The organism is Mycobacterium sp. E1386 (assembly GCF_001672745.1).
Taxonomy (GTDB): domain Bacteria; phylum Actinomycetota; class Actinomycetes; order Mycobacteriales; family Mycobacteriaceae; genus Mycobacterium.
Genome location: NZ_LZKH01000123.1, coordinates 1 through 1,003, shown reverse-complemented (window position 1 = coordinate 1,003; position 1,003 = coordinate 1). Strand labels below are relative to the sequence as shown.

At 68.9% G+C, this 1,003-nt stretch carries 1 protein-coding gene and 1 pseudogene; one reads left to right on the top strand and one right to left on the bottom strand.

Annotated elements, in window-relative coordinates:
• The coding region (locus A5709_RS13375; protein ID WP_068120309.1) for a VWA domain-containing protein at positions 1–705 on the top strand (705 nt) is incomplete at its 5' end.
• 4 nt (positions 706–709) lie between these two features.
• Here A5709_RS13375 and A5709_RS13370 read toward each other — a convergent pair.
• Positions 710–1,003: pseudogene (locus A5709_RS13370) on the bottom strand (hypothetical protein); the annotation flags it as partial.

The window sequence follows — 1,003 nt, the reverse complement described above, 5'->3', positions numbered from 1 at the left end:
CTGGTCATCGACATGTCGCAGTCCATGCGGGCCACCGACGTCGCACCGAATCGGCTCAAGGCGGCCGAGGAGGCGGCCAGCCAGTTCGCCAGCCAGCTGACGCCCGCCATCAACCTCGGGCTGGTGGGCTTCGCGGGCACGCCCTACCTGCTGGTGCCGCCCACCCCGCAGCACCAGGCGACCATCGACGCCTTGAAGAAGCTCGACTTCGCCGACAGCACGGCCACCGGCGAGGCCATCTTCACCGCCCTGCACGCGGTGAGCGCCACCGCGATCACCGGGGGCGACACCCCGCCGCCGGCCCGCATCGTGCTGCTCTCCGACGGCAAGGAGAACAAGCCGTCCAACCCCAGCGATCCGCATGACGGGGTGTACACCGCGGCGCGGCTGGCGCGCGACGAGGGGGTGCCCATCTCGACGATCTCGTTCGGCACCAAGACCGGCGAGATCGAGATGGACGGGCAGCGGGTCGCCGTCCCCGTCGACGATCAGACGCTGCAGAAGATCTGCGAGATCACCGACGGCCAGTCGTTCCACGCCGACAGCCTCGAGTCGCTGAAGAACGTCTATGCGACCCTGCAGCGCCAGATCGGCTACGAGACCGTCAAGGGCGACGCCAGCCTGGCGTGGATGCTGCTGGGGGCCGTCGCGATGGCCGGCGCCATCCTGGCCGGCTTGTTCCTCAACCGCCGGCTGCCCTCCTGAGCGATCAGACCGGGAGCCGCCGGTTGATCAGCAGCGCCAGCGCCGTCGCGATCAGGGCGGTGATGACGCCCAGGCGCAACCACCCGGCGCTGCCCGGCCCCGGCACCGTGCGGTAGCCGATGTCCTTCTCGATCGCGTTGTAGCTCTTGGAAAGCTCGGCGACGTTGCTGGCGGTGTAAGACTGCCCGCCGGACAGCTTGGCGATCATCTTCATCTGATCCGTCGCGACGGGGACGGCGACCCGCTGCCCGTCCATCTCGATCTCGCCGGTCTTGGTGCCGAACGAGATCGTCGAGAT